The organism is Rhizobium sp. M1 (assembly GCF_002531805.1).
Taxonomy (GTDB): Bacteria; Pseudomonadota; Alphaproteobacteria; order Rhizobiales; family Rhizobiaceae; genus Rhizobium; species Rhizobium etli_C.
Window position 1 is genome coordinate 18,615 of record NZ_NWSW01000054.1, and the last position, 8,403, is coordinate 27,017.

The 8,403-nt window shown below is 59.7% G+C and carries 8 protein-coding genes and 1 pseudogene; 3 read left to right on the forward strand and 6 right to left on the reverse strand.

Annotation, left to right across the window (positions count from 1 at the left end):
• Positions 1-110: 110 nt before the first annotated feature.
• Genes CO655_RS30900 through ccoN form a run of 5 tightly spaced genes read right to left on the reverse strand, consistent with a single transcriptional unit; the run spans position 111 to position 3,699 of the window.
• Positions 111-296, reverse strand: coding sequence for a hypothetical protein (locus tag CO655_RS30900; protein WP_008536470.1), 186 nt, complete (start codon positions 294-296; stop codon positions 111-113).
• An 11-nt stretch (positions 297-307) separates the two neighbouring features.
• On the reverse strand, positions 308-1,171 hold the full coding sequence (gene ccoP / locus CO655_RS30905) for a cytochrome-c oxidase, cbb3-type subunit III (protein WP_097667794.1): 864 nt from the start codon (positions 1,169-1,171) through the stop codon (positions 308-310).
• 1 nt (position 1,172) lies between these two features.
• Entirely contained in the window at positions 1,173-1,325 is a 153-nt protein-coding gene (locus tag CO655_RS30910) for a CcoQ/FixQ family Cbb3-type cytochrome c oxidase assembly chaperone (protein WP_049732173.1), read from the reverse strand.
• 8 nt (positions 1,326-1,333) lie between these two features.
• Entirely contained in the window at positions 1,334-2,068 is a 735-nt protein-coding gene (gene ccoO, locus CO655_RS30915) for a cytochrome-c oxidase, cbb3-type subunit II (RefSeq protein WP_097667795.1), read from the reverse strand.
• An 8-nt stretch (positions 2,069-2,076) separates the two neighbouring features.
• Positions 2,077-3,699 (reverse strand): cytochrome-c oxidase, cbb3-type subunit I, encoded by a 1,623-nt coding sequence (ccoN, locus tag CO655_RS30920; RefSeq protein WP_097667796.1) that lies wholly within the window; start codon positions 3,697-3,699, stop codon positions 2,077-2,079.
• Between the two features lie 187 nt (positions 3,700-3,886).
• On the opposite strand from ccoN, the pseudogene CO655_RS34070 reads away from it, so the two are divergent.
• Both CO655_RS34070 and CO655_RS30930 read left to right on the forward strand, forming a co-directional pair.
• Positions 3,887-4,588 (forward strand): annotated as a pseudogene (locus CO655_RS34070) (cyclic nucleotide-binding domain-containing protein); the annotation flags it as partial.
• A gap of 306 nt (positions 4,589-4,894) precedes the next feature.
• Positions 4,895-5,338, forward strand: coding sequence for a pseudoazurin (locus CO655_RS30930; protein ID WP_064842777.1), 444 nt, complete (start codon positions 4,895-4,897; stop codon positions 5,336-5,338).
• A 955-nt stretch (positions 5,339-6,293) separates the two neighbouring features.
• On the opposite strand, the gene hemN is transcribed toward CO655_RS30930, so the two are convergent.
• Positions 6,294-7,646 carry an oxygen-independent coproporphyrinogen III oxidase gene (gene hemN, locus CO655_RS30945; RefSeq protein WP_097667799.1) on the reverse strand — a complete coding sequence of 451 codons (1,353 nt, stop codon included), beginning with the start codon at positions 7,644-7,646 and terminating at the stop codon, positions 6,294-6,296.
• Positions 7,647-8,124: 478 nt separating this feature from the next.
• Here hemN and CO655_RS30955 point away from each other — a divergent pair, with 478 nt between their 5' ends.
• Entirely contained in the window at positions 8,125-8,382 is a 258-nt protein-coding gene (locus CO655_RS30955) for a hypothetical protein (protein WP_280953080.1), read from the forward strand.
• Positions 8,383-8,403: the final 21 nt, after the last annotated feature.

An 8,403-nucleotide genomic window follows, 5' to 3' on the forward strand; every position in this document is an offset into this window, starting at 1 on the left:
GCAGATCAAGAACGACCGTGCAGAAGCGAAAAGGCCACGCCCCAGAGTAAGGGCGTGGCCGGAGGACAGCGGCGGAGAAACCGCTGGGACGTCCTCCACAGGAGCTGAAACTATCGGCTCGTCTGCTTGTGGTCTTTGAGGCAGATCAAACTCACCATCGAATTGCCGATTTTTGCCGGGTCGTCCTGCTCCGAAGACGCAGGCATCTGTTGGGCGCGGGCTGAGACACGCGATCGGATAACAGCACGCGGCGCGCCGTAGAGACGGAGGATCGGATTGCGGTCGTGGGCTGTCATGTCTTTTCTCCTTACGTGCCGCCGCCGAGCGCATGAACGAAAATAGTAAGCTCGTTGACCGTTGTGTCCCCCAGGCGCGCTGCCCAGGCAGGCATTACGCCATGTTTGGGAGAGGCAACCTGACGAAGGATGGCGTCTTCACCCCGCGACTTCAGCCAGATTGCGTCGGCGAGATCCGGCGCACCCATTTCCACCTTTCCTTTGGCGTCCTCGCCGTGACATGGGGCGCAATTGTCGAAGAAAACCTGTTTTCCGGCCGCCGCCAGACCGACATCCGAGGGCGTATTGGTCAGCCCCCAGACAAAGGCGGCGACCTGCTTCATCTGGATGGGCTCCAGAACACCGGCAAAGGCCGGCATCTCGGAAGCGTGAGTTTCGGCGTCCGAATCGAAGCGTATCCCGTGCGCGATCGTGGCCTGGATGGCATTCAGATCCCCGCCCCACAGCCAGTCGTCGTCGTTGAGGTTCGGAAATCCCGGGCCGCCGCTGGCGCCCGAGCCATGGCACTGCGCGCAGTTCACCTTGAAAGCGGATGCACCGCCGGCAATGGCGAATTCCCGAAGAACAGGATCGGTGTCGATCTCCTCAACCGTCTTGGCGGCAATCAGATCATGGAACTTCGTCTGGGATGCCTTGGCGAGATCGAGATCCTGCTGCAGTTCGGCGCGCGTCGAGTAGCCGAAATAACCTTTCGTGGCGGAGGTGATCATCGGAATGGCCGGATAGGCGATGGCATAGCCGATCGCCCACAGGATCGTGACGTAGAACGTCCAGACCCACCAGCGCGGCATTGGGTTGTTGAGTTCGCGAATGCCGTCCCATTCATGGCCGGTCGTTTCGACGCCACTGAATTCGTCAATATGTTTTTCCGACATCTCAATCGTCCTTCAAGGGAATATCGGCGGCCTCTTTCGCCGTCTGCTTGCTGCCGGGGCGAAGGGTGAACGCAACCGCGCCCACGAAGAAGGCCGCCATCGCCAAAAGGCCCCAGCTGTCGGCGAAGTGTCTCATTGCAGTGTAGGTTTCCATGGATCACCTCAGCGGTAGCCGGTGGCGTCGTCATAGGTCGAGAAATCGACCAGCGTGCCGAGCATCTGCAGGTAGGACACCAGGGCGTCCATTTCGGTCAGCCTGGCGGGATCGCCGTCGAGGTCACCGACTTTCGCCTTGGGATAGCGCGCCAGCAGATCTGTCGTATCCGCGTTCGGATCGGCCTGGGCCTTCATGTCGGCCTCGGCATTCGCCAGCATGTCGTCGTTGTAGGGCACGCCCACATCCTCATTGGCCTTGAGGTCCATGCCGATATCCTTAACCGTCACCTCCTGCTCCTTGAGGAAGGCGTAGCTCGGCATGATCGATTCCGGCACCACTGCGCGCGGATCGGAGAGATGCTGGACGTGCCATTCGTTCGAGTAACGCCCCCCGACGCGGGCCAGATCGGGCCCTGTCCGCTTGGATCCCCATTGGAACGGGTGGTCGTACATCGATTCCGCGGCGAGCGAATAATGGCCGTAACGTTCGACCTCATCACGGAACGGCCGGATCATCTGGCTGTGGCAGAGATAGCAGCCTTCACGGATGTAGATGTTCCGTCCGGCGAGCTCCAGCGGCGTATAGGGCCGCATGCCTTCCACTTTTTCGATCGTGTTCTGCAGGTAGAACAGCGGTGCGATTTCAACGATGCCGCCAATGCTGACGACCAGCAGCGAGCCGACCAGAAGAAGCGTCGCGTTCTTCTCGAGGGTCTTATGTTTATCAAGTAACGATGCCATGTCTCACCTCACTCGGCAGGCTGTGCCTGGGGCAACAAACTGGTCGGGATTGGCGCTTCGTCGCGCAGGCGGCCGCGGATGGTCATGAACACGTTCCAGGCCATGACGAGGCCGCCCGCCAGGTAAAGCGCTCCGCCGACCGCACGCAGCACGTAGTAGGGGATCATCGCCGCGACCGTTTCCGCGAAGGAATAGACGAGGAAGCCCTGGACGTTGTACTCGCGCCACATCAGCCCCTGCTGGATGCCGGCGACCCAAAGCACGGCGGCATAGATCACGATCCCGAGCGTTGCGAGCCAGAAGTGCCAGTTGACCATCCGCAGGCTGTAGAGGCGTTCGCGCCCCCATAGTTTCGGCGTCAGGTAATAGATCGCGCCAAAGGTGATCATCCCTACCCAGCCGAGAGCGCCGGAATGCACGTGGCCGATCGTCCACTCGGTATAGTGGCTGAGCGAATTGACCGTTTTTACCGACATCATCGGGCCTTCGAAGGTCGACATGCCGTAAAAGGCGATGGCGACGATCATCATGCGGATGATCGGGTCGGTGCGGATCTTGTCCCATGCGCCCGAAAGGGTCATGAGGCCGTTGATCATGCCGCCCCAGGAGGGCATCCAGAGCATCACAGAGAAGACCATGCCGAGCGTCTGGGCCCAGTCGGGCAGCGCCGTGTAATGCAGGTGGTGCGGTCCGGCCCAGATATACATGAAGATCAGCGCCCAGAAGTGGATGATCGACAGCCGGTATGAATAGACGGGCCGATTGGCCTGTTTCGGCACGAAATAGTACATCATGCCGAGAAAGCCGGCGGTGAGGAAGAAGCCGACGGCGTTGTGGCCGTACCACCATTGGGTCAGCGCATCCTGGACGCCCGAGAAGAGCGAGTAGCTCTTGGAGCCGAGGAACGACGCCGGAACCGCCAGATTGTTGACCACGTGCAGCAGCGCGATGGTGACGATGAAGCCGAGATAGAACCAGTTCGCCACATAGATATGCGGCTCTTTGCGCTTCAGGATCGTGCCGAGATAGACAGCGAGATAAGCGACCCAGACGACGGTCAGCCAGAGGTCGACATACCATTCGGGTTCGGCATATTCGCGGGCCTGGGTGATGCCGAGAACATATCCGGTCGCAGCCATCACGATGAAGAGCTGATAGCCCCAGAACACGAACCAGGCGAGGCTGCCGCCGAAGAGACGGGCTCGACAGGTGCGCTGCACCACATAGAACGACGTCATGATCAGGGCGTTGCCGCCGAAGGCGAAGATGACCGCCGAGGTGTGAACGGGCCGCAGCCTTCCGAAATTCAGATAGGGCGCGATGTTAAGGTCGGGAAAGGCCAGTTGCAGCGCGATGACCACCCCGACGAGGAAGCCGACCACGCCCCAGAACACCGCGGCGATCAGGCCGTAGCGGATCACCTCGTCGAAATAGCCTGACACATCGACCTTTCGCCGCTGGTCCGCCGGTGCGAAGTCGACGTTCCTGACCAGCAGCACCGTTCCCGCCGCGAGGCAGAAGCAGAGTATGCCCATATGGACCGCAAAGAGATGATCGTGCGCGAATGCGGCCGCGAGCAGCGCCAGAAACGCTGCGACCGCGATCACCATCGTTTCTGTCGTGTAATTCATGATGTCGTCTCCAGTGCGCAGACGACCGCCTCGCGGCCGGCTTTCTCGGATTTCGAGGCAGGACTGTCACGAAGACGGGAACGGCTCCTTGATCTACATCAACAAGCGGACTGGAAGCGGTGGACGAACCGGCGTTGTTACACTCTGTTGCAAACTTCCCCCTTTGGCACCGCCCGCTTATTCCCGTGTGACGCAGCTGCTTGGCGAGAAGGGGCGCGAAGCCATACATGCCGGCCAATCCCTCTCTTCGCTGTTCGTAGGCTCGGCGGCCGAGGCCGTCGCAGCCGGTACGGCGATTTGGTGGGAGGGTGATAAGCAACCATCTTGTCCAGGTGGAAGAAGGTGTCGTGCGCCTGCTTCGTATCATCGGCGAAGATCGTCGCGTGATAATCGCTTCAATTCGCCGGCGATCTCGACGGCGCGTCGCTGCAAAACGATTTCCTTTTTACGTCTGAGGCCGTCACGAATGCAAGATCCGCCGGATATCGCACATGAGTTTCCACGGCGAAGTCGCTCGGTCTAATCCGCTCGCTCGACCTAGCTCTCGTTGCTCTGGCAGGAGGCGGCCGCTTCGCATGAACAGATGGTGCTGTTGCCGAAGAAGAACGCCGAGGAGCGCCCCTGCAGCTTCATCGTGAAGCTTGCATTCCGGCGCAACCCGCGTCCGCCAAGGTCCGTTGCGCGTTTCCATGAATCGTCAAGACATTGCGGATCATCTCGGCCTGACCATTGAGATCCTGGCCCACACCGTTACGAAACTTGCGTCGCGCAACATCGTTATTCCCGAGGGCAGGCACGACCTGCGGAACGTCAATCTTGCCCGCTGGTACGGTTATCGGGCGACACTGATGATTTTTCCGAGTATTTCTGTCAGAGGGTAAACCTCAACACACGCGACAAGCCGCGGGATCGACATTCATGCCCTCCGCGAACTTCTCGACGCGATATGAGCTCAGTCACGGCAATCCCAAGCTGTTCAGCAGCGCCGACGTTCGCCGAGCTTGCTTGTCCTTCGGTGATTCCTACATCGCTTGGAGGCTGCCATGTCCCTCGCAAGGGCGCTGCGCAAGCAGGCAAAAATTGGGACCTTCTGCCTTTTTTCCTCGAATTTGACGGGCGTCAAAGAGCCCAATTCCGGCATCTGCTAAGACACATTCATGAGGCTGATTGGGTCTCGCAGAACAGGAGCTTGCAAATGCGGTTAAAATTCGGTCTGATCGCTGCAGCGGCAGCCTTGATTGTTTCGGCAGCGCCGTTGATGGCGGCCGACCACCAGGTTCGGATGCTCAACAAAGGCACGGAAGGCGCGATGGTGTTCGAGCCTGGCTTCCTGAAGATCGCCCCCGGCGACACCGTCACCTTCATTCCCACCGACAAGGGCCACAACGTCGAAACCTTCAAAGGCCTCATTCCGGATGGCGTTGCCGACTTCAAGTCAAAGCCGAATGAGCAATATCGCGCGAGATTCGATGTTCCAGGCGTCTATGTCCTGAAATGCACCCCACATTCCGGCATGGGCATGGTTGCCCTGATCCAGGTGGGTGACAGTCCGCCCAATCTCGAAGCGATCAAGACCGCAAAGGTGCCGAACATGGTGCGCAAGCGGCTCGATGCCGACCTCACAAACATCACCCAGTGAGACACAGCAGGTGCGGATGACCGCGCAGCCCATGACGATGGCTTTCGTGGCAGCTGTTTGCCTCGCCAGGAGCAGCTGATGCTCGAGCACAGCCAGGCGCTGTCAGGCAAGACGTCCAAGGCAGTGGTCGGACACGGTTGTCGGCAAAGCCGATGCCGAAACCTGGTGGGACCGTCGAGAAAGTGAATGTGGCCTGTGAAAAGAGCTATGATCTGCACGGCAGACCTGTGAAGGAACGCGTGGGCAAGATCACTAGCCCGGCGGCAATCTCGCTGACGACGAATATAACGAGGTCGTTTTTTTGCGCGGCAGTCGCGAAGGAGATGCCAGCCAAAACCCGGGGTCTCGTTCTGGTTACCCAAGAATTGCACGGAAGGCGCCGTCGAACGTTTGATCGAAATCCCCGCGGCAGGCAAGTCCTACAACTACGAGACCCCTGCCTCGTCCTTCGACGTGCTCGAACAACCGCGTTCGTGAGAGGGCGAGAGCCGTCGATCATGTGGCGCTCGGTAGCTCACCTCGCGACAAGGCTCCTTCAGGCGCCTGCGCGGCCGCCATAATCGCGATGGGCACAACTCTGCGGACCGGCGCTTGCCCACGCCACCTTAAAGGTTCGACGTCAGTCGTCAACGATACCCTGGGCCGGGGCCTGCCGAGATCGAGCTGTATTTGAATGAGCCGAAAAGCTCGACGATAACGACCTCGACGTCCAGGCGGTGATACGGGCGCCCACCTACTTGTGACAGGGCGGCCCGATGACCGTATTTGTGAGTGCGCCCGCCCTGCTTCACACGAACTTGCGACGTCGATCCTCCTCGACGTGCCGTTGTCGACGGGACTCCTGGGAAGATAACTGCAGGGTCCTCGATCGAGAAACGGGAACTCGATGTCTTCTCGCGCGGCCTTTGATGCGTTTCGTGTCGCCGGAACCGATGCACACTTCCGGCGACAAGTACTAGGCTGCCTTGCTGTGCGTGTGCCCGTGCGAGCTAAAATAGGCGTCGAATGCCGCCGCGACTGCACGGACCATGAAGCGCGCCTCCTCGCATACGACAATCCGCTCACCGCTGATCGTCACGACGCCGTCGGCCATGAGCTCGCCGAGACGGTCGTTGCGCTCGACAAGAAAGCCGGTGTCGAAACCCGATCCGCTGCTCAACTGGCCGAGATCGGCTTCGAAATCGCACATCAGCCTCTCGATGACCCTCGCCCGAAGCTTGTCCTCCTCGCTCAGAAGATATCCCTTGGCGGTCGGCAGCACCCCGAAAGCAATTCGCTCGGCATAGAGGCCGAGAGGCACGTGGTTCTGCATATAGCCGGCCGGCAGCCGCCCGATCGCAGATGCGCCGAGGCCGATCAGGCTATCGCAATCATCCGTGGTATAGCCCTGGAAGTTTCTCCTCAGCGCTCTGTTGCGCGCGGCGAGCGCCAACTGATCGTTCGGCAGTGCAAAATGATCGAGCCCAATGCGCAGATATCCGGCCTTCTGGAGCTCCTCGGCGATCACTTCCGCCTGCTCGTTCCGCTGTTTTGCGTCCGGCAGCGATGCTTCGTCGATCAGGCGCTGATGTTTCTTAAAAGCGGGTATGTGAGCGTAACCGAAAACGGCGAAACGTTCGGGACGCAGTTCTGCAGCCAGCCGGACCGTCTCGATGCAAGATTGGACAGTCTGTTTCGGAAGGCCATAAATTAGGTCGAAGTTGATGCTGCTGACGCCTGCTGAGCGCAACCCGGCGACCGCCCTTTCCGTCTGCTCAAAGGATTGCAGCCGCTTGATACCGGCCTGCACGATCGGATCGAAGCTCTGGACGCCGAGGCTTGCGCGGTCGACGCCGTTTTCGGCGAGCGCATCGATCATGGGGGCGACCAATGTGCGAGGGTCGATCTCGACTGCGACGCCGGCTTTCGCTTCAAACGTGAAGGCACTCCTGAGCTTTGCCATTAGAGCCGAAAATTCCTGCGGCTTCATGACCGACGGCGTGCCGCCGCCGAAATGCACGTACTTGACGGGCACGTCGTTTCCGGCCGCAAAAGAGACGAGCTCGATCTCTTCCTTCATCACGTCGAGATAGTCGGCGACCGGAGCGTCTTGCCGGGTGATGGTCGTGTGGCAGCCGCAGTACCAGCATATCGAACGGCAGAACGGGACGTGGAGATAAACCGAAACCGGGCCAGCCGCGGCGATATGGGCGAGGTTGCCGGCATATTCATCCGGCCCCACGGCTGCAGAAAAAGCCGCCGCCGTCGGGTAACTCGTATAACGCGGAACCCGCGCATCGCCGTATTTGGCGATCAGATCATCAGACATTTTCGCATCCCTTTTCAAAACAGGATGCTTTATGACCTCCGGCCGCGCCGGCTTCCTTGTCCCAAATCAATGATGACGTCTCAGGCCAGAATCAGCCGGATCTTTGTCCGCTGTGAAAGTCAGCACTTTCGAACCCGCCTAACATCTCGTTCTGACATGGGTCGAGCCGCGGTCCCGGCTGTTCGAAGAGACGTGCCACAAGGAAATGAGCAAGAATGACTGATACGCAAAACGGGTGAAACAAATTGGTGTCCGCGTGCTGTCGCCGGTCGAGCCATCCCACGGTTTCGGCTCGCTCCATGCGCTGGTTCCCGGCGATAGTTTGTTGATCGCCAGTGGAACTGGTGCCGGCCTAACGGCGGGAATCTCGAGCGAAGCCTACCGAAACGCGGAAGTCGTGGTCGTTTTCCAATTCCACAGGCCCTCGCCGCGGCCGCCGACGTGATCGTCAAGGTGCGCCTCGATCAATGAGGTCGCCCTGCTGTCGCCTGAAAAGACGCTAATCGCTTTCTTCTATCCCGCAGCCAACAATGAGTTGCTCAAGCGGGCTCTGCATTCGGGCGCGAATATAAGCGCCATAGACATGGTCCCGCGCATCAGCCGTGCACAGAAGATGAATGGGAAAGATCGGGGTTACCGGGCGGTCATCGAAGCGAGTGCGAACTTCAGGTGTTTCTTCACCGGGCAGATCACCGCGCGGTATTTCTACGGTCTCCTCAGTTTTACGTCGCCTTGAGGTCCGTCAGCACCTTGTCAA